The 18,639-nt window shown below is 66.2% G+C and carries 16 protein-coding genes, 1 tRNA gene and 1 pseudogene; 8 read left to right on the top strand and 10 right to left on the bottom strand.

Features of this window, described 5'->3' with window-relative positions; genetic code table 11:
- Positions 1-3: 3 nt before the first annotated feature.
- The 4 genes and pseudogenes from mscL to OO71_RS04060 form a co-directional block, all read right to left on the bottom strand.
- Positions 4-423 carry a large-conductance mechanosensitive channel protein MscL gene (gene mscL, locus OO71_RS04065; RefSeq protein WP_033288220.1) on the bottom strand — a complete coding sequence of 140 codons (420 nt, stop codon included), beginning with the start codon at positions 421-423 and terminating at the stop codon, positions 4-6.
- A 448-nt stretch (positions 424-871) separates the two neighbouring features.
- Positions 872-982: pseudogene (locus OO71_RS53070) on the bottom strand (SAF domain-containing protein); the annotation flags it as partial.
- Positions 983-1,276: 294 nt separating this feature from the next.
- Positions 1,277-1,603 (bottom strand): FmdB family zinc ribbon protein, encoded by a 327-nt coding sequence (locus OO71_RS48430; RefSeq protein ID WP_084144684.1) that lies wholly within the window; start codon positions 1,601-1,603, stop codon positions 1,277-1,279.
- A 745-nt stretch (positions 1,604-2,348) separates the two neighbouring features.
- A complete protein-coding gene (locus OO71_RS04060; protein ID WP_033288219.1) occupies positions 2,349-2,948 on the bottom strand; it encodes a 5-formyltetrahydrofolate cyclo-ligase in 600 nt (199 codons plus the stop codon).
- Positions 2,949-2,972: 24 nt separating this feature from the next.
- On the opposite strand from OO71_RS04060, the gene OO71_RS04055 reads away from it, so the two are divergent.
- The 6 genes from OO71_RS04055 (at position 2,973) to OO71_RS04030 (ending at position 8,087) form a co-directional block, all read left to right on the top strand.
- On the top strand, positions 2,973-3,878 hold the full coding sequence (locus OO71_RS04055; RefSeq protein ID WP_033288218.1) for a UTP--glucose-1-phosphate uridylyltransferase: 906 nt from the start codon (positions 2,973-2,975) through the stop codon (positions 3,876-3,878).
- Positions 3,875-5,155, top strand: coding sequence for a molybdotransferase-like divisome protein Glp (glp, locus tag OO71_RS04050; RefSeq protein ID WP_033288217.1), 1,281 nt, complete (start codon positions 3,875-3,877; stop codon positions 5,153-5,155). The genes OO71_RS04055 and glp overlap by 4 nt, the downstream gene beginning before the upstream one ends.
- 3 nt (positions 5,156-5,158) lie before the next feature.
- Entirely contained in the window at positions 5,159-5,818 is a 660-nt protein-coding gene (locus tag OO71_RS04045; protein ID WP_033288216.1) for a GNAT family N-acetyltransferase, read from the top strand.
- Positions 5,819-5,979: 161 nt separating this feature from the next.
- Positions 5,980-6,810 carry a divisome protein SepX/GlpR gene (sepX, locus tag OO71_RS04040; RefSeq protein ID WP_033288215.1) on the top strand — a complete coding sequence of 277 codons (831 nt, stop codon included), beginning with the start codon at positions 5,980-5,982 and terminating at the stop codon, positions 6,808-6,810.
- Between the two features lie 71 nt (positions 6,811-6,881).
- Positions 6,882-6,954: transfer RNA gene (locus OO71_RS04035), tRNA-Ala, on the top strand.
- Between the two features lie 347 nt (positions 6,955-7,301).
- Positions 7,302-8,087 (top strand): RNA-binding protein, encoded by a 786-nt coding sequence (locus OO71_RS04030; RefSeq protein ID WP_033288214.1) that lies wholly within the window; start codon positions 7,302-7,304, stop codon positions 8,085-8,087.
- Between the two features lie 198 nt (positions 8,088-8,285).
- On the opposite strand, the gene OO71_RS49860 is transcribed toward OO71_RS04030, so the two are convergent.
- From OO71_RS49860 to OO71_RS04015, 3 genes are all read right to left on the bottom strand, one after another.
- The gene (locus OO71_RS49860; RefSeq protein WP_156096154.1) at positions 8,286-8,675 is read right to left on the bottom strand and encodes a hypothetical protein; all 390 of its coding nucleotides are present in this window, start codon (positions 8,673-8,675) and stop codon (positions 8,286-8,288) included.
- Positions 8,676-9,052: 377 nt separating this feature from the next.
- Entirely contained in the window at positions 9,053-10,636 is a 1,584-nt protein-coding gene (locus tag OO71_RS04020; protein ID WP_156096153.1) for an amidase family protein, read from the bottom strand.
- Between the two features lie 75 nt (positions 10,637-10,711).
- Entirely contained in the window at positions 10,712-12,955 is a 2,244-nt protein-coding gene (locus OO71_RS04015) for a N,N-dimethylformamidase beta subunit family domain-containing protein (RefSeq protein WP_156096152.1), read from the bottom strand.
- Positions 12,956-13,260: 305 nt separating this feature from the next.
- On the opposite strand from OO71_RS04015, the gene OO71_RS04010 reads away from it, so the two are divergent.
- Entirely contained in the window at positions 13,261-14,466 is a 1,206-nt protein-coding gene (locus tag OO71_RS04010; RefSeq protein ID WP_156096151.1) for a polysaccharide pyruvyl transferase family protein, read from the top strand.
- A gap of 192 nt (positions 14,467-14,658) precedes the next feature.
- Here the strand turns inward: OO71_RS04010 and OO71_RS04005 are convergent, their stop codons facing one another.
- Together OO71_RS04005 and OO71_RS04000 are read right to left on the bottom strand one after the other, a co-directional pair.
- On the bottom strand, positions 14,659-15,141 hold the full coding sequence (locus OO71_RS04005) for a DinB family protein (RefSeq protein ID WP_033288211.1): 483 nt from the start codon (positions 15,139-15,141) through the stop codon (positions 14,659-14,661).
- A gap of 912 nt (positions 15,142-16,053) precedes the next feature.
- A complete protein-coding gene (locus OO71_RS04000) occupies positions 16,054-16,947 on the bottom strand; it encodes a LysR family transcriptional regulator (RefSeq protein ID WP_033288210.1) in 894 nt (297 codons plus the stop codon).
- A 103-nt stretch (positions 16,948-17,050) separates the two neighbouring features.
- Here OO71_RS04000 and OO71_RS03995 point away from each other — a divergent pair, with 103 nt between their 5' ends.
- Positions 17,051-17,416: a darcynin family protein gene (locus OO71_RS03995; RefSeq protein ID WP_033288373.1), complete on the top strand. Its 366-nt coding sequence runs from the start codon at positions 17,051-17,053 to the stop codon at positions 17,414-17,416.
- A 22-nt stretch (positions 17,417-17,438) separates the two neighbouring features.
- On the opposite strand, the gene OO71_RS03990 is transcribed toward OO71_RS03995, so the two are convergent.
- A complete protein-coding gene (locus OO71_RS03990) occupies positions 17,439-18,620 on the bottom strand; it encodes an MFS transporter (protein ID WP_051790983.1) in 1,182 nt (393 codons plus the stop codon).
- Positions 18,621-18,639: the final 19 nt, after the last annotated feature.

Here is an 18,639-nt window from a genome sequence, read left to right as displayed (position 1 = left end):
CCCTCAGTCGCCGGAGCGGGAGGAGCCGTTGCCCTGCTGCGCGCGCAGCAGGTCGCGGATTTCGGTGAGCAGCTCGACGTCGGTGGGCTCGGCCGGACCGGGCTCCTGACCACGCTTGCGCCGCTCCTGCAGGTGTTTCACCGGCAGCACGATCGCGAAGTAGACGACCGCGGCCACGATCACGAAGTTGATCGCCGCGTTGATCACCCCGCCGAAGTCCATGAAGGTCGCGCCGTTTTCGCTCAAGATCCGGAAGCCGAGGCCCTGCGCCGCGTCCGAACCGCCGATGGCACTGATCAACGGCTTGATCAGACCGCTGGTGAACGCCGTGACGATCGTGGTGAACGCGGCGCCGATCACGACCGCGACCGCGAGGTCGACGACGTTGCCGCGCATCAGGAAGTCCTTGAAACCTTTCAGCACTTCTACTCCCAGGAAATTCGGGACAGGCACCGGGCCGTCGTGAGACAGCCGTCGCCCGTCGGAACGGGGTCGGGTTAGCGGAGAGTAACCGTAACCGGCCGTTCCAGCGAGGATGCGGCGACTTGCGTGGCAACCGGCATCGGCAGTGCCAGCAGCACGAGCGGACCCTTCTGCGGCCGCCCTTCCCGGTGTCGTCGGCTCGCCGCACCGTGACCACTGAGGCCCCTCTGGCCAGCACAGACGCGGAATTTGGGGCATCTCCGGCCGCCACCACGTCGACCTGCTGGCCCGGCTGCAGCAATTCCGCGACCGCCGCGTCGGCGAGCCGGACCGCGACCGTGACGGCGCCGGGTTCACCCGTCGCGGGGAGGTGGTGCCCCAGCAAGCGGACGTCGGTGATGGGTTCACCCGACCGTGCCGCCCCGGACAGCAGGCGGCCGACCGCGGCTTCCGGCGACGAGAGCGCACCGGACGGGCGGACGTCATCGGGTAGCGCGACGATCCGGACGTCTGCGGCGCGCAGTACCGACCCCGCAGGCAGATCACGGGCGGAGACCACAGTGGCGGTGGCCGGTGCGCCCCGTGCGGATGGCGGAAGGAGCAGGGCCAGCAGACCGGCCAGCAACAGCGCCGCTGCGAGGCACCGGCGGACCAGCCGGGCTCGCCGTCCGCGCAGCAAGCGTGGATCAGGCAGCGCGGGAAGGCGGCTGAGCAAGGTGTTCACGGTCGTCCCATCGTCGGTTCCCGTGCGGCGGGATGCCGCACGAAATCGACGTTAAGGACCTCGCGGCCCGGCCGGAAGGGCCTCATCGCGGACCTGTGGATAACCGCCCCCTTGTGGACAACTCGGGGGTCAGGAGGACGTGGAAGCCGTTTTCGTCGTACTCGTGGTGGAGGATGTATCCGAGGACGAAGACGACGACGAAGTGGAGGTGGTGGACGACGAGTCGGACTTGCCGCTCTCGGCCTTGGCCGGAGCCGTGGTGGTGCTCGACTTGCCCGAATCACGCGAATCCGTGCGGTAGAAGCCGCTGCCCTTGAAGACCACCCCGACCGAGCTGAACACCTTGCGCAGTGGACCGGAGCACTGCGGGCACACGGTGAGGCTCGGGTCGGAGAAGGACTGCACCGCCTCGAAGCGGTGGTCGCATTCCTTGCAGGCGTACTGGTACGTGGGCACTGAAGCTCCTTCATGCACTGGCACTCGACCTACAAGAGTGCTAGCCCAATTGTGCTGGACGGCATTCCTCCGGCGCAATTCCCCCTTGCTCACATCGGCGGGTGGACGGGAGGGGAACGGGTTGGTGCTGGTCAGGTCGGGTGTGGTGGGGCTGAGGTGGCCGGTGACGTAGCTGGCGCGGAGCCGGTAGGGCTCTTGGCGGGCTCGGGTGACGGGCTGAGGTGGCTTGAGGCGAGCCGGGTCAAGGCGTGCTGGGCCGGTCTGGGCTGGGCTGAGGCGAGGCCGGTCAAGGCGAGCCTGGCCGAGCTGGACGGGGTTGAGTCTTGCTGACGCGAGCCTGGGCCGGGCTGCCCAGGGGGGCCAGTCTGGACTGCGCTGGGCCGGTCTGAGTTGGACTGGCTCAAGCACGGGCCAGGCCGACGCGAGTCGGGCCGGGTTGAGTCGGGCCGGGCCGGGTTGAGTCGGGCCGGGTTGAGTCGGGCCGGGTTGAGTCGGGCCGGGCTGAAGCGGGCCGGGCTGAAGCGAGCCGTGCCGGGCTGAGTCGGACCGGGCTGAGTCGGACCGGGCTGAAGCGGCCTGGGCAGGGGCCGGACAGGGCTGAGTTGGGCTGACGCGAGCCTGGGTTGTGCAGAGCTGGACCGGACCAAGCTGGACTGGGTTGGGTCGGGCTCACGTGAACCTGAGCCGAGCCGCCGCGGGCCAACCCGCCAGCCGGACACCCAGGCCCCGCGCAGTGCCCACCGGCTCACCAAGCCACCGCGGCAGCAGGCAGCTGAACCAACCCCAGCGGCGTCAAGGCAGCAGTCATGGCCACATCGTGCGGCTCAGCAGGCAGGCGGTCGACCACCTCCGTGGCGCGTACCACAGCCACCCGGGCGACGTCGGCGGCTGCGGTCAGGGTTCGGTCGTAGTACCCGGCTCCCCGGCCCAAGCGGTTGCCTTCACGGTCGACGGCCAGTGCCGGGATCAGGAGGACCTGCGCGCTGGCGACCGTGGCCGGGCCCAGGCGGGGGCCGGACGGTTCCAGGACGCCGCGGAGGCGGCCGGGGGTCAGGGTGTCCGGGCCGGTGTACTCGGCCCAGTCGAGCGGACCCGGGGTGTCCGGGATCACCGGGAGCAGGACGCGGGCACCCGTGGCGGCCAGGGCGTCCACCAGGGAGATCCGGCCGGGTTCGGTGCCGAACGGGAGGTACGCGCACACCGTTTCCGCGGGCAACGCGGCTGCGGCGGCGGCCAGCGCGGCGGCCTCGCGGGCGTGGTCTTCGGGTGGCAGGTCGGCGCGGGCGCGAAGGATTCGGGTCCGCCACTCCGCCTTGCTCGGGGTCTCATTGCCCGGCACGTGCATGAGACCAGGTTAGGCTTTGCGCCCATGACGGGCGCCTCAACCACCCAGACCTTCAGAACCGCCATCGTGCCTGCCGCAGGCCTCGGTACGCGATTCCTGCCGACCACGAAAGCAGTGCCGAAAGAGCTGCTTCCGGTGGTCGACACGCCGGGGATCGAGATCGTCGCCACCGAGGCGGCGAACGCGGGCGCGAAGCGGCTGGTGATCGTGACCTCGCCCGGCAAGGAGGCCGTGGCCCGGTACTTCGAGGCGCAGCCGGACCTGGAGAAGACGCTCGAGGCCAAGGGCAAGACCGACCTGCTGGAGAAGGTGCGCCGCGGGCCGGGGCTGCTGGACGTCGAGGTCGCGATCCAGGAGCAGGCGCTCGGGCTGGGACACGCCGTCGCCCAGGCTGAGCCCAACCTCACCGACGAGGACGCCGCCGTCGCCGTCCTGCTGCCCGACGACCTGGTGCTGCCCGCCGGGGTCCTCGACCGGATGTCGGCCGTACGGGCCCAATACGGCGGGAGTGTCCTCTGCGCCTTCGACATCCCGAAGGCGGAGATCTCGCCGTACGGGGTCTTCGACGTCACCGACACCGGCGACCCGGACGTCAAGCAGGTCCACGGCATGGTCGAGAAGCCAAAGCCGGAGGACGCGCCGTCCACCTACGCCGCGGCCGGGCGGTACCTGCTCGATCGGGCGATCTTCGACGCGTTACGCCGGATCGAGCCGGGGGCGGGCGGTGAGCTGCAGCTCACCGACGCCGTCGCGCTGCTGATCCGCGAGGGACATCCGGTGCACATCGTGGTCCACCGCGGCGGGCGGCACGACCTCGGCAATCCCGGCGGCTTCCTGCGGGCTGCCGTCGACTTCGCGCTCGAGGACCCCGATTACGGGCCCTCGCTACGCACCTGGCTGACCGAACGGATCGGGAACGATCGCCCATGACGGACTCCCTCGACGCCACCCCGGCCGAAGAAGCTGCTGAGCCGGCCGCGGACTTCCGCTCTGTCGACGAGCAGATCGCGCTCACCCTCGACGCCGCCGTGCGACCGCGTCCGGTCCGCGTCGCGATCTCCGAGGCGCAGGGCCTGCTGTGCGCGGAGGAGGTGGTCGCGGAGCACGCGCTGCCCGGGTTCGACCAGGCCGCGGTGGACGGGTATGCCGTCCGGAGCGTCGACGTGCGCTCCGCCGGGGAGGAGCCGGTGCAGCTGCCGGTGGTCGGCGAAATCCCGGCCGGTTCGCGGCAGCCGCGGCGGTTGCAGCCGGGCCAGGCAGTCCGCGTCGACACCGGTGCGCCGCTGCCGACGCTTGCCGACGCCGTCGTCCCCACTGCGTACACCGACGGTCACCAGGCCAAGGTGACCGTGCACCGTTCCGTGCCGTCGGCCGGCTACGTGCGCCGCGCCGGCGAGGACGTGCAGATCGGCGACGTCGCAGTACGCAAAGGTGACACGATCGGGTCCGCGCAGGTCGGCCTGCTGGCCGCGGTCGGACGCGCGAAAGTGCTGGTCTACCCGCGGCCGCGAGTGTCGATCGTGTCGGTCGGCGACGAGTTGGTGGACATCGACCGGACGCCGTCGGTCGGCCAGGTCTACGACGTCAACTCCTACGCACTGGCCGCAGCCGCGCGCGACGCCGGCGCCGAGGTGAGCCGCGTCGGCATCGTGCCGGGCGACCCGAAGCGGCTGCGTGAGGTCGTCGAGGGCCGCCTGCTGATGTCGGAGATCGTGGTCGTTGCCGGGGGCGCAGGCGGCACGTCCGGCGCCGAGGTGCACGCCGCGCTGTCCGACCTCGGGCACATCGACCTGACCCGCGTGGCCATGCACCCCGGGTCGGTGCAGGGCTTCGGCAGGCTCGGCCCGGACTCGGTGCCGACGTTCCTGATCCCCGGCAACCCGATGAGCGCGCTCGTGGTGTTCGAAGTGCTGGTGCGACCGCTGATCCGCACCGCGCGCGGCACCCGCAACCCGCACCGACGGGTGGTCGGGGCGCGGCTGTTGTCGCCGATCACGTCGACCAAGGGCCGTCGCGGTTACCTGCGTGGCCAGCTCCTGCGCGACGAGGCGAACGGTGAGTACCTGGTGCAGCCGCTCGGCACGTCGGGCGCGCACCTGCTCGCCTCGCTCGCCGAGGCGAACTGCCTCATCATCGTGGACGAGGACCTCACCGAGGTGGCCGCGGGCGACCAGGTCAAGGTCACGTTCCTCGCCCAGCGCGCCTGATCCGTGGCCGCACTCGCCGACCCTGTCGAGCACCGGCATCCCGGCTGGCCTGCGACGCTCGGGCCGCTGCGAGTCCCGGCCGGGGTCGTCGTCGTGCGCCCGGTGCGGCTGCGTGACGCGGGTGAGTGGAGCCGCGTCCGGCTGCGCGACCGGGAACACCTGGAGGAGTGGGAGCCGACCGGCATCGGGCCGTGGGCGGACCGCAACGCGTTCTGGTCGTGGCCGTCGCAGTGGGCGGCGCTGCGTGGGCTGGCGCGGCGGGGACAGTGCCTGCCGTTCACGATCACGGTGGACGGAAAGTTCGCCGGTCAGATTACGGTGGGTAATGTGATCCGGGCCGCACTGCGGTCGGCCTGGGTGGGGTACTGGGTGTCGTCGGAGATCGTGCGGGGAGGGGTCGCGACCGCGGCTGTCGCGCTCGTGACGGATCACGCCTTCACCGTCGCCGGTTTGCACCGGATCGAGGCGACCGTACGGCCGGAGAACAACGCAAGCATCCGCGTGCTCACCAAGGCAGGCTTCCGGCAGGAAGGTTTGTTCGAGCGGTACCTGGACGTGGCCGGCGCCTGGCGCGACCACCTGTGCTTCGCCGTGACAAAAGAGGAAACCGGCGACGGTCTCGTGTCCCGCTTGGTGGGCTCGGGACGCGCCGGCCTGGCCTGATCGTGACTACGCGTCCGGGTCCGATCACGCGTTACCACATCTTGTGAGATTCACCTAATGCGGTGATGCATTTCCGTGATCGAACCCGGCGAGTCTGCGCCTCCTGTGTGACTGTTGTGGCTAGCGTGACTACAGCAGAGGATCGGGGGAGGTGACGGGAGATGCCCAGCTCGGTGATCATCGTCGCGCTCGCAGCGGCATGGCTCGTCGTTCTCGTGCCCATGGTGGCGCGCAAACGCCAGCAGGTCGCGCGGACGCCCACCTCCGCGCTCGCCGCCCGGGTGGTGCGCAGGGGCAGTGCTCGCAACGAGGGACAGGAGGAACGCGCCGTGCCCGAAAATGCGAAGCCTACGGTGGAGGACGACCTCGCCGAACTCGAGGCAGAACTCGACGCCGACCTCGACGAGGAACCCGAACCCGAGCCGGAACCGCTCCCGCAGCCGGCCCGCGCGGAACGCGGCGAACCGGCGCGCGAACACCGCAGCTACCGCCCCGGCCGAGGCGGCTTCGACCCGGAAGCGGCCGAGATCGCCGCCCGCGCGAAGTACGCATTCCGTCAGCGAGTGGTGGTGATCCTGCTGATCGCCGCCGTGGTGACGGCCGCGGTCGCCGGATTCCTGTTCACGCTCGTTTGGTGGGCACACGCCGCGATCGACCTCGCCCTCATCGGCTACCTCTTCTACCTGCGCCGCCAGGTCCGCATCGAGAACGACATCCGGCAACGACGGATGGCCCGCTACTCGACGACGCGGCGTTCGGAGCCGGTCGAGTCCGCGGGTTCGTCGTCCGCTTCCGCTTCCGCTTCCGCTGAAGATGATGACGTCGAGGTCGTGGCCCCCGAGGTCCCGCGTGAGATCGTGGAACGCAAACCGTCCCCGATGTCCCGCATCCGGCGCCAGGCAGTGGTAGTCGACCTGGACGACGAGGACCCCGCATTCGAGGAACTCGACGAGCCGACCGTCGGCCCGTACCGCCGGGCAGTCGGAGAGTGACCCCCGCCGTCCGGTGCTCGAGGGGGCTGATAGGCTTTACGAGCACTGAATGACAGGGGCTCACGCTCCTAGGGGCTGTAGCGCAGTTGGTAGCGCGTCTCGTTCGCATCGAGAAGGTCAGGGGTTCGATTCCCCTCAGCTCCACAGGTGGCAGGCTCGTGCTCGCGGAGAGTGCGGGCCCTTTCTGTGCCGCGTGTTCTCTGGGGGCTCGCGTTGGGTCACCTCGTTCGAGTAATCACCCGTAAGGCTCATACACTGGGCTTTTGGGTTACCGGACACGATTCGACGGCCCACGTCCATGTCTGCACTCGCTTACCGCCCGCGCAACTCTCCGGTCGTCGCCTCGCGCTGTATGCACCAGAGGGGCGCCGGATGCTGCACGGCATTCCTGAGCCGTAAGGACCAGTAGGTGGCCAAGCTTGATCGGTGATGCATCTGTCACGGTCCGCTCGTGCGGTGCCCTGCCGAGGTAGCCAGGGCAGGATAGGCGCATGGGCGGTGAGGTTCTGTATGACGGCTGGTGCGGCGAGCCGATTGCGTGGGCCCGGCTCGGTGATCCCGTCATCGGGCGAGAATGGACAGAACATGGCTGGGTGGCGGTGACCGACCGGTTGTCCGCGGCTGAGGCGTTTCGTAAGTATGGTCCCATCACTGAGCTGGTGGTTGGCCGCAATCGCGGCTTTGAGTCCGTCACGTACGGTGCGACCAAATTCGTCTCTCGGTTCGTGGACCCGCGAGGCACGGGTCTGTACGACGACACCGTTGTTGTCGTGCGCGACCCTGCCCGGGACAACCACGAGTGCCCGGTCTGCCAGGCTGCGCCAGGCGAGCAGTGCATGAGCAAGAAGAAGCAGCCGTGCGGAACGCACAGCAAGCGGTCTCAGGGGCGCTCGCGATGGGAGATCGAGCAGGCTGATGCGGCGGTACGGAAAGCGCGCGAGGAAGCGGAGGCTGCTGAACGGTGGCAGCGCGAGATGGCCACGCCGCCGATTCGCGGCGCGGTGCTGGAGGTCAAGCGCTGGATGCTTACTGAGGCGTCCGATGACGCCGACCGGTACACCGTCGAATGGACCTACGCTAATCGGACCGTCCAGGCCACCGCGGGCAGCGGGGAACGCGTGTTCCTTGCCCGCAACGAATACACCAGCGGTTGGCACGTCATCTGTGGCCAGCCGACGTCCACGCGGCTGCCATGCCGGGGTGGCGGTGCCGGAGTGCCGTGCACGGCACGCCACAAGCCAGGGTTGCACCTGCGTGAGGATTCGTCGTGGACTTGACGCGGCACGCATGCCACCCGGACTAGCGCCCCAACCTGGCCAATCTGAGCCGAGTATGCGCAGGTAAGGGACTCACGCCCGTGTCGGACCGTGGTCTGTGTGCCGCGATGGGCCTACACCGCCGTGCGGTTGATATCTATTTGTGGTCTCGTGGGCCGTACCGATGAACGAGAGAGCCGGTACCGGGTGTGGTGCGGGCTAACTCGTCGCCGGAAGGTTGAGTGTGCCGCGGGCAAGCTGGTTGGAATCGGCACCGTTCTTGACTATTGAGTGCAAGATCCCGTTGTAAGTAAGGTCCCAGATCCGCCGGTCGTCCTGTAAACGGTCGATGCTGGTTTGCAGCTTGCGTCCATCGTGGTCAACCAGGTGAATGTTCAGCGTATTGCCATAGGAGTAGGCCCTGACCGACGTCAGTTCGTAGAGACGTACCCATGCCCTGTTGAACATCACCCACTCTGCGCCTGCTGCGGCGCCTTCTTCTTTGACAATTGGGTAGGCAAGCAGCGAAAAAGCTGCAGCGGCGAGCCTGAGCCACCAAAGACGAAACCATCCGGTTGTGAAACCATGCTCGATGAATATGCCGATCATCGCCAGAACGTAGACCCATGCGACAGCCAGGACAGCCTTGCGTCTACTGGCTCGATACGACACCAAGGTAGGTCCTTGTCCGGGCGGCGGACGGTGTTTGCCACCCGGGCTCGCTTCCCGATCCTTGTCGTTCTCCGGGATACCCCTGTCTGCGCGCGAGTAGGCCGGAGCATGGGGTGGGAACGGCTGACCAGTCTCCGGATCGGGTCGAGGCGGGAGAATCACACTGTCCGGTTCTTCGCTCCTGCGGGACTCGGAGGAGGGATTCGCACCGAATTCGTCACTCGCCGCCATAGCTCGACTCTACGACTTTGCCGGTCGACGACAGCGCCGGGCACGGGGACCTGTGGCCCCATCCTTGATTCATCTGGTGGACGTCAGGTGATCGCTTTCGCGGCGATCGCATGCTCATAGGCGAAGCCGAGTCGATAGATGGAGTACTCGTCGAACTTCCGGCCGATGATATGCAGGCCGGTGGGGAGATCGCGGGAGCCGGGGAACGAGGGCATGGTCAACGCGGGATGTCCGGTCAGGTTGGCCGGCGTTGTGTTGATCATCTCGTGACCGTGATTGATCGCTGACGTTGGCCACCAGCGCTTCCGGCTTTCCATTCCGGGTGTCGGTGACGGCAGTTCCGTCGGATCGGTGGGCAGGGTGGGGCTGATGAGCAGATCTGTTTCCCGCAACGCGTCGTCGACCTGGTGGCACAATTCCAGCCGCAGGTTCTGTGCGTGCCCGAACGGTATACCGAGCCGGGTTTCCCGCAGGTGCTCGTACACGAACGGCAGCGCCAATCCTAAGAAAGAATACTGCAGGGAGCCGCGGAAGTACGTGTGCGCTGCAGCGGACAATGATTCGATATTGACCAGGCCGGGCGCGTGGTAGCCCTGGCCGAACGAGCTGGCCATCGTCGCGATACTGGCGATGTAGCAGGTGCTCCAGATGCGGGCTGATTCGCACCAGAGCGGCACTGACACCTGCTCCACGACCGCTCCGAGGCTGGTCAGTGTCTGATGGGCCTGGTCGAACGCTTTCAGAGCGGCGGGTGTGCAGCCGGCCGGTTCGACGGACTCGGTGATCACGCCGATCCGGAGGCCGTCGATGCCTTGGTCAGCTGCGCTGAGGAGACCTACCTCGGACGGTTCGCCATGTGCACCGTGCCTTTCGCGCAACTCAGGCCCGGCCAGCACCTGGAGCAGCCGTGCGTTGTCCGCCATTGTCTTGGTCATCGGGCCGATGCAGCCCATGCTCGGGTCCGAGGTGTACGTGCTCCCGTAGCCGGGAACCAGGCCGTGCGTCGGCTTCAAGCCCACGATTCCGCACCGCGCCGCCGGGTCCCGAATGCTGCCGCCGGAATCACTGCCTAGCGCCATGTCCACGAGTCCAGCCGCGACTGCTGCGGCCGATCCACCTGACGAAGCTCCGGCCGAGAATCGTGGATCCAGCGGATTCTTCGTACTTCCGAATTCACTGCTGGCCATATTCAGATTTGTTTTGGCGACGATCGTCGCACCGGCCGCGAGTATGCGTTCGACGACGGTGGCGTCTTCGGTCGGCACAGTATCCTGGGCTTTGTGGCCGCCGGTCAGCGGTACTCCCGCTACGGCCAGGCTGTCCTTTACGCCGATGAGTACGCCATCGAGCAGCCCGGTGCCGGTGGCGGGAACATGACAGAATCTGATGATCGAGTTGTTCGGGTCGTCTTCGGCACTCGGTCGGCGGCCGGGATCTCGATTCGAGGTGTCCGCCGGTGTGGGCGGAGCCGCCAATTTGCCCAGTTCTTCGAAGCTCATGAACCCGAGAAATTCGGTTACCTGTGCGCCGATCTCGTCTATGTCTTCCGTGGCCAGCTGCATTCCGCATTTGGCCGCGTACGCTTGGATCTGCTGCCTGGTGGGAGCGTCCACCTCGTCGGCATCGTGCACCTCAAGCCGGTGGGTGCGCTGGCTTGGTGTCGTCACCGTAGGCCACTTCCTGGTAGTGAGTCATCGACCGGTTGGGATGCGCGAGATGTTTGAGTGTGCCGCGCGCGAGCGTCACCAGAGTGGGCGCCACCAAACACGTTTGTCCGTGGTTGTGGCGACTACGCGCCCGTGAAACGGCAGCGCGGCGATTCCCGTGACCTCACCCGGAAGATCGCCGACAACTTGCCACTCCCGATGGTTTTGTTGGCGCTTCACGAGTTCTCCTGACCGGGTTGCCCCGACGAGAACGGAGGTAGGCATGGCGACATCGACTGCCACGATGTCCTTTTCGACAGTGTCATCCGAGGCCCAGGGTTCCTGCCGCAATGCTGTTCCCCGGTGGTGGAGCGCCTCGTCGGCAATCCCGTAGATCGTCTGCGCACTGCCGGCGAGATCGTGAAGACCCGAAGGAGCGTCACCCATGGGATGCCACTCTCGTCGTTCATCTGCTACGTGCCGCCACGACAAGCCGTTCTTGCCCGCTGCCACCAGCCGGCCACTCGACCACTCCGTTGAGCAGAGCGCGTACATCGCCGTCGCGGGACCGATTTCCGTCCAATCGACATTCTGCGGTGTCGCCTCCCGTCGCCACAATCGTCCATCCGCGCAGATACCGTACAGGCGAGATTCGAACGTCGTCAGCGATACAATCGACGGCGCTGTTCCGATGAGCTCCCATTCGTACGCAGAACGCCGCGTGCTGAGGCGCGAGATGACATTTCTCGTGATCTGCGGAACCGCACTTCCCGGCTTCGACAACCCGTGTGACCAGTCGGTCGTTGATGCCGTGAAAACCGTCCCGTTCCGGCGAAAAATGACCATCGTGGCATGGCCGCCATGGCCACAACCGCGCCATGAAGTGAGGTCAGCGGTGGCGAGAATCACGAGATTCGCCGGAGCGCCGTCGCGGAGGGTAGCTCGCGCTGTCCCATCCGCCTCCACGTATTCCGCTGCATCGGTTTCGTAGCCGATGATGTTCTCGCCCCGGCCGAACGTGCCATCCACCGCCAACGGTGCGTCGTCGAACACCCAATGCTCGGGGAAGCGCACCTCGTAAGCAGCATCTTCCCGTCTCGACTCACACCCCGCTGCAGGGGTGTAGAAGGCTGTCCCTTTCACCCCCACGCCGATCAGGGTCGTTGATGAGCGCTCGACCGGAGCAGAATCCCAAAACGTTGTCACCCGCTCGTTGTCCACTCCGGTGAGTGGATCTTCAGCCGGGTCGCGATAGCAGACGACAGTTCGGTCCTCGTCCTCGTATCGAATCTGCGAGCAGCACGTATTGCCACTCAAAAAAACCGCATTTCCACCGCCGCCGATGAACGCCTCGACGTTGTCGCGCATCTCCTTCGACCAGTATTCGTCATGCCCGACACTGAGCAGAAGCTGGTACCTGGACAGCAGCTCCGGGTCACGGTGCAGGTCAAGACTCGTACAGACGTCGAAGCCGATTCCTTCGCTTTCCGCCCAGCGGACGAACGGTTCCTCCCAGATGTTGAAAAGCGCCCACCCGCCCGGCCGATCGAGGCTGACCTTCCGGCTACGCGTCGGAGATGTCGCCGAGTACAAGCTTTTCCCTGGCCAGCATTCTTCTGGCCACGGGTTGTAGGCCGCATTCGTTGCAGTCGTCAAGGACAGCAGGATTGACGAGGTCGGACGGGGTGCCTTGACGACAAAGAGGAGCTCCCTGCAGATCGATTTCCCCGTGGTAGCGGTGACCCGGTAGACGCCGGGATTCCAGTCCTCCGGAACCAGAAGTTTGTGTGCTGCCGGCCATCTGCAGGCTTGTGCGTCGACCGGCCTCGGGTAATCGGCCACCTCCACCGATGTCGTGAATGCCGGTTCGTCCGCGCGTAACCGAGTCACTGCAAGATCCACCAAAGCTCCACCGCGTGCGCTCAGATGGAAACTGATCTCTTCGCCAGGGTAGACGGACTCTGCTGAGCAATAGCCGTCGATCACTCCCGCGACGCCGAACACTGCCGAGGCCGTCGAGCCGTTATCGGCCGCGAAGCTCACTGTGTATGCGCCAGGCTGCCACTCCGGTGGAATGCTCATGGCGTGACTGGCTGTCCAGCCGGGCTCGGGGTCGGCAGTTCGGTCCAAATCCACCGTTGCAGAATGAATGGGACCCTGCGGGCGGAGCCATTCCGGACTGATGGTCAAGCGTCCGGTATCAACTGTCGGTGACCGTACCTGGAGCGTCAGGTTTTCACCTGGAAGAAGCAGCTCCGGCGTACATCTGAAATCGATCACGCGCGTCCACCACATCTCGCCGGTCTGGATCTGGTCTTTTCGAAAGGCATTGCCGCGCACTCCGAACAATCGCTTGCCAGCCCACGATTTGGCCGCGCTGCCGACAACGTACCCTGACCGGGATCAAAGTTCAACCGGTCGACCTTTGAGGCTGGACGTTGGCGGGGGTGAATGGCGGGGACGCGGGTGACTACTGTCTGTAGACGGTCTTGCGGAGGTGACGGGCCTCTTGCGGAGAGTGCGACGTCGGGCAACTGGACTCATCTACCGGATAGAGGCGGTCGCGTGAGGGATCGCCGAGCGTCACTCACGCGCCGTATACAAGGGAGGTACTGCTCTCAAAGCGGCTGAGGCAAGGAGATGTGTTGACGTCGACACCGGTAGCGAAGATGGCAATAGTGACCGCGAGCAATCCCGGCTACCGTAACGCCGGAATGGTGACGGTGGACCTCGCCTGTGAGGGGATTCGGCGGGTCCTCGGATCTGGTGTCGCCGCGGACTGGTACACGGTGATGCCGCCGACCTCCGAAGAGCTTCGCCCGTATGTGCGGGAATCCGACTTGCCTTTTCACTTCAAGTCGCTCGTGAAAAGCGCAAAGGAATTGGACGATTGCGACGTCGTGCTGTACTGGGGAGATTTTCTGCACAGCAGGCATGATCTTGAACAGGATGCCGTTGTCAGGCTGACCTCCGGTGAATCCGCAATGGGACCGGGTGCCGCACGAGATGCGCTCTACCGGTCGTTGTTCCTGCGTGACGCGCCGGATGAGGTTGTCGGTCGATCGATACTGTACGGCGGAACGATTTTATACAATACTCAGCGAGACTACGAGGACGAGACGTATCATCGCGCGCTTGCCCGGATAGCACGCGACTCGCACGCGGTGTGGATGCGCGAGCCGATTTCCGTGGCTAAAATTGGTCACCTCCGGCATGCCGGAATCGCTGCGAAATTCGGCGCGGATGCCGCGTTGCTGCTCGAGGAACCCGAGATCGATCGATTGCCGTTGACCGGCTGGGCCGGTGAAATCGACGAAAACGAGGTCATCGGGGTATTCGTCGGACAGCGGACCACGGCTCCACCGTGGCTGGGGTCGTTCGTCGACGTCTTGGCCAAGCACTTCGACGCCGGATGTGAGTGGTTGCCCTGGACGGAAATGGCGCCGCCCGAGATGGACGGCATCGGGCTGCGTCCAGGTACCCCGACCTTCGGCGACCTACTGGCCGCTCTGCCGAGGTACCGGTTGATCATCACGGATACTTATCATCTCGCGATCAATGCGTGGCGCAGCGGAACCCCCGCGATCTGTATCGGAGCACCACAGCCTTCACACAGTGAAATCCCGTCCTTGAACGACTTCAAGAAGCATGTGTTCTACGCATCCTACGATGCGACCGACCTCTATTTGTCGGCTGTGGATGACCCATTGGAAAACGGTCATGCGAAGGTGGAAGAACTGGTACACGTCATCGAAAACAGTTCGGCTTCGATGATCCGAAGGATTGCCGACCATGCGGGACGATCTCGGTCGGATCTCATTGCAACAGTCACTTCGTTGCTTGGCTCCTGATCTCGGCTGCCGACCTTGACTATGACGGAGATCGTCATCGTAGGCGATGTTGCCTTGACGGTCGGCCATTGCTGAGGCCGTCCGGTGCTGGCATTCAGGCTGGCCCGCAAACGCTGGTACGAGCAGTTTCCGGCGAGCTGGTTGAACCTCCTTCCGGTCGTCCCTCGATGCTTCTGCCGAGTCGTCGGTGGCTCACTGCTGATCGATCTGCTCGCGAAGGATGTCTCCATGGCCGGCATGCCTGGCGAATTCCTCGATCATCGCCAGCAGGGTCCAGCGCATGCTCACGGTGCCTTCGCGCGGGTTTTCCTTGACATCGTCCAGGTTGAAACGGGCGGCGATCTGGCGGGATTGACGGCTTGCGCGTTCGAATTCGGCGATTACGGCAGCCAGCGGCTCGCCATCAGCCACCACAAAAGTGCCTTCGTCTCGGTTGGAGTATCCGTCACATTCTGTGGCGTCCCGATCGGCCCAGAAGCGCTGGAACCAGATCCGCTCGGCGGCTGCAGCGTGCTTGATCAGGGAGATCGGCGTGGTCAGGGATGGGACGAGACGTTTGCGGGCGGCGGTTTCCGAGAGGCCGCGGGCGGTTTCGATCAGGGCTTCACGGTTGCGGTCCAGCAGGTTCTCGAGGAGCGATCGTTCGTTGCCATCCGTGATCCTGGGCGTGCTCATAGGGGTACTCCGTTCTTCGGACAGGGAGCGAAGCGGCGAAGATGCCGGAAGGTGGCCGAAATGGCCGGAACCAAGGTCGTACGCCTGGTGACAGCGACACTATCACGGGGCGATTGACCTGGCGAATTCCCTCCGGACGGGCCCCGCCGGCGTGGGCTGGGCGGTCGGCTCGAACAGGCTAGGAGGCGGGCGATGAGTGTCGTGCTCGAGCGTGCAATATGCGGTCGGTTTCCGGCGGGTACGCGGACCGGGTGCCGGTAGTCGCTTGATGATCGCCAGTGGGAGGTTCATCTGAACGCGGGAAGGCGCGTGCGGCCGCGGGACGGGAGGTCGGGCCGGTTCTGCGGGCGCGACGGTCCTCGTGGCGGAGAAAGAGATCCCGGCGCACTCGTCGTGAGCGGGCGGACGAAGGGCCGGAAATATTGCTCGCGGTTCTTGCCACGCTCATTCATTCGGTTGCTTTGCTGGATCCGATTTTTATCGCGGACTTTCCCGACAGCGCACCCTGATTGAGGAGTTCCGGCCTCGATCTGGTGTCTCGTGCTTGTGTCGGCGGCGGCAAAACGCAGTGACGTATGGGTTGTGGCGCGCGGAATGTCGCAGGGAGTGGTGGCTGGCTCATCGCGGGCCGCTTCCTGCACTCGCCGTTCGACACTGTGGGAGAGCGCCGGGCTGAGAGGAACCCTGCTACCGCGCCAATCTCGCCCGACGGCGCTGTTTGCGGTGAACGACTTGCCTCGGTCGGCATTCTGGGCGCGGCAGGGGGCATGCGACCGGGTGTCCGTTCGCCGATGCATGAAGGTACGTGGGCTGGAACTGCTGGTTTCCTTGCTGTCCGGGGCAGTGGTGTCGGAACGGCTTGCGCCCAAATTTCGTGTGGGAGGCAACCTCGGTCTCATGAGCGACAAACGTTCACGAAGACAAAGCGTCGCGGAGGGTAGTGCGGAGCCAGTGTTGTGCGGGGTCGGCGTCGAGGCGGGCGTGCCATACCAGGCGGATTTCCACGTCCGGCAGGGTGGCCGGGAGGGGGAACCAGCGGAGGCCTAGCGGTTTGCCGTACTGCTCGGCCAGGCGCTGCGGGACCATTCCCACATAGTGGCTCGACGAGACGAGCAGCGCGGCGACGGCGGGCGTCGGCACGACGGCGGCTACCTGGCGGCGCAGGCCGGCGGCTTCGAGGGCTTCGTCGAGGGGGCCGTGGGTGCGGCCGCGGCGGGAGGCTGACACGTGGGGGTGCCGGCAGAGTTGCGCGAGCGTCGGGGTGCGGCTCAGTTTGCTGTCGGCGCGGACGATGCCGACCAGTCGTTCTCGGTAGAGCAACGCGCTGCGGAGGTCGGGGGCGGACGGGTCGCCGGCGCCGATGTCCAGGTCCACCGAACCGTCGCGGAGGGCTTCGGCGCTTTCGCTGCCTTCCTCGACGAACCGCAGCACCACGCCCGGCGCGATGGCGGCCGTGGCCTCGACTGCGGTGGCTGCCAGAGTCGTGGCGACGCCGTCGTTGATTCGGATCGTGAAGGTGCGTTCCAGCTCTGCGATCCGTACCTCGCGGTCGGCATTGATCAACGCCGACGCTTCCTCGAGCAGCGACCGCACGCGCGGTGCGGTGCGGAGTGCGAAGGGGGTCGGCGCCATGCCGCGGCCGGCTCGTACCAGGACCGGGTCCTTCATCGCTCGGCGCAATCGGCCGAGTGCCCTGCTGGTTGCCGGGATCGACAGGGTCAGCTGCTCGGCCGCGCCCGTGACGCTGCCGGTCTGCAACAGCGCGTCGAAGACTCGCAGGAGGTTGAGGTCGATCTGGTCGGGCATGGTTGCAGTGTACGCAAATCTTGGTTGACAAAGTTGCGTGGCGCGTTCAGTGCGGATGTTCCTACTGTCGATGGCAGGCATTCTGCACCGACGGGAGAAAATCATGGCAAAAGAGCCGTTCGAGGCGGGCGTTACCGCGTTCCTGCTGATCAAGACCACGACCGAGTGGCTGGCGATGAGCGTCGAACAGCGGATCAGCGCCTTCGAGACCGAAATCCTGCCGGTACTGAAGGACAAGGCAAAGGATGTCCGGTCGACGTTCTTCGACACCGAGTTCTACTCCGCCCGCGTCACCGACGTGTGGATGTGGGAGGCGCGCGATCACCAGGCGTACCAGCTCGTGATCGAGGCGTTGCGCGAAACCCCGTTCTGGGACCGGTATTTCGAGATCGTAGACGTGCTGGCCGGGGTGGAGAACGGGTACGCGAAGAACTACGGTGTGGAAGCGGTCACCACATTTTCCGCGTAACGGGTGAAACCCGGTAAGTTTGTCAGCTGCGTCGGCCACCCAGTCGCGGCAGCGTGACGAGCACCGCGATCAGCACGGCCAGTGCTCCGGCGAGAATGAACGTCATACCCATGCCCGCCCCGTCGATCACCGGCTGTGCGATCAGCGGGGACGAGAACTGACCGAGGAACAGCGCCGACGTCAGCAGGCCCAGTGCCCGGGTGCGGGTCCCCGGTGCGGTGGACGCGACCACCCAGCCGTTGATCGTCGGGTTCTGCAGGCCGATTCCGATGCCGATCACCACCATGCCGAGCGCGGCTGTCCACAATGTACTGGCGGTGCCGAGTACGACCAGCCCGGCGGCGTAGGCCACGAAGGTCGCGGCAGCGAGTGCCGGGAAGGTCCAGCGGGCGCGCAGGCGGCGAAAGCCCAGGCCGACCAAGGTGGTCGCCAGGTTGAGGACGGCCATCAGGACACCGATGACGGCCGGTCCCGCGCCGCCGACCTCGGCCAGCCAGAACGGGGCTTGCGTCGGCACCGTGTAGAACACGACGACACCGACGAAAATCAGTGCGTACATGCCCAGCAACCGGGGCCGCCATGGCGACGAGGCCACCGGGGCACTGTCGTCGGACGGTGGCACCGGGGCTTCCGGCACGTAGCGCAGTACCAGGACCACCAACGGGAGTGCCAGCAGGTACACGGCGAACGGGCCCCGCCAGTCCACTGCGGCCAGTAATCCGCCGAGCAGAAGCGCGATGACACCGCCGAAACCCATTGCGGCGCCTTGCAATCCGAGCACCCGCCCGTGCTCGCTCGGGGCGTGGTGGTCGGCGAGCAGGGCCGTCGACGTGGTCATGATCCCGGCGATGCCGACGCCCAGCAGGGCCCGTCCGGCCAGCAGTGCGGGGAGGGAGTCCAGGAGCAGCCCGGATCCGCCGCCGAGCACGTACAGCACCAGGCAGCCGACCAGCACCGGCACGCGGCCGGTGCGTCCGCTGAGCTTGGCCAGCAGCGGCGCGGCCAGCATGATCGCCAGCCCCGGCAGGGTCAGGACCAGCCGGACCAGCAGCTGGGCGGAGGGCTCCGCGGCGAAATGCTGTTCCATTCCCGGAAGGGACGGCGTGATCGTGGCGCTGGCCATGATCGTCATCGTGCTGGCGCCGAGCAAGGTGAGCAGTAGTGAGGTAGGAGGCCGTACGGCGGCAACGGTCGTTTCGGTCACGACACCGACGGTAGGACTT

Origin of the sequence: Amycolatopsis jejuensis, from assembly GCF_000717335.1 — a bacterium.
In the GTDB taxonomy this organism is placed as follows: Bacteria; Actinomycetota; Actinomycetes; order Mycobacteriales; family Pseudonocardiaceae; genus Amycolatopsis; species Amycolatopsis jejuensis.
This window is presented reverse-complemented; position numbering and strand designations above follow the sequence as displayed.

Bases quoted from the DNA above. Each gene is read 5' to 3' on its own strand.
- OO71_RS49860 (WP_156096154.1), bottom strand. From the start codon at position 8,675: ATGATCGGCATATTCATCGAGCATGGTTTCACAACCGGATGGTTTCGT.
- OO71_RS04060 (WP_033288219.1), bottom strand. From the start codon at position 2,948: ATGCACGTGCCGGGCAATGAGACCCCGAGCAAGGCGGAGTGGCGGACC.
- OO71_RS04055 (WP_033288218.1), top strand. From the start codon at position 2,973: ATGACGGGCGCCTCAACCACCCAGACCTTCAGAACCGCCATCGTGCCT.
- OO71_RS04000 (WP_033288210.1), bottom strand. From the start codon at position 16,947: ATGCCCGACCAGATCGACCTCAACCTCCTGCGAGTCTTCGACGCGCTG.
- glp (WP_033288217.1), top strand. From the start codon at position 3,875: ATGACGGACTCCCTCGACGCCACCCCGGCCGAAGAAGCTGCTGAGCCG.
- OO71_RS04030 (WP_033288214.1), top strand. From the start codon at position 7,302: ATGGGCGGTGAGGTTCTGTATGACGGCTGGTGCGGCGAGCCGATTGCG.
- OO71_RS04005 (WP_033288211.1), bottom strand. From the start codon at position 15,141: ATGAGCACGCCCAGGATCACGGATGGCAACGAACGATCGCTCCTCGAG.
- OO71_RS03995 (WP_033288373.1), top strand. From the start codon at position 17,051: ATGGCAAAAGAGCCGTTCGAGGCGGGCGTTACCGCGTTCCTGCTGATC.
- sepX (WP_033288215.1), top strand. From the start codon at position 5,980: ATGCCCAGCTCGGTGATCATCGTCGCGCTCGCAGCGGCATGGCTCGTC.